Annotated in this window: 1 protein-coding gene; it reads left to right on the top strand. The window is 39.4% G+C overall.

Annotation, left to right across the window (positions count from 1 at the left end; all coding sequences use genetic code 11):
* On the top strand, window positions 1–470 hold a 470-nt coding region (locus tag BWR59_RS32540; protein WP_168184570.1), incomplete at both ends, for a hypothetical protein.

Genomic DNA, 470 nt, shown 5'->3' with positions numbered 1-470 from the left:
TCATTGCTCTTGCAACGTTTATCAAGCTTCGCATTACAGAGCCTATTACTTTGTTGGCCAAAAGCTGCGAACAACTCATTATTGGAAAGTCAATCGACAGACCGAAACAAACAAAATCAGAAATTGGAGCGCTCAATGAGAGCTTCTATCTTATGTCATTGCAAATAGCTGAAGACAAAAAACGACGCACTAACTATCTTGAGCTTTTGCAAACTGTTCAGACAATGGCTTTACTAAAAGTAAACGGCTGGCTAGATACAGTTTTGTCGTTTAAGTCATTCTCCGAGCAAACAAGAAAACGCCTGGACAAAGCAAAAGGAAGTATTTCCACTCTGATATCGATTTTGCGTTCAATGACAGAGACTTTGAATGATACATCAAAGAAAAACTTCACTCTGCAATTAAAGCAATGCAATTCAACTACTCTTTGCCAAAACGCGGCTACTGCTGTGGAAGCACTTCTTGAGTCT

Source organism: Pseudomonas sp. Bc-h, from assembly GCF_002080045.1.
In the GTDB taxonomy this organism is placed as follows: Bacteria; Pseudomonadota; Gammaproteobacteria; order Pseudomonadales; family Pseudomonadaceae; genus Aquipseudomonas.
Note: the sequence above shows the minus strand (reverse complement) of the source record. Positions and strands in the feature narration are given on the sequence as shown.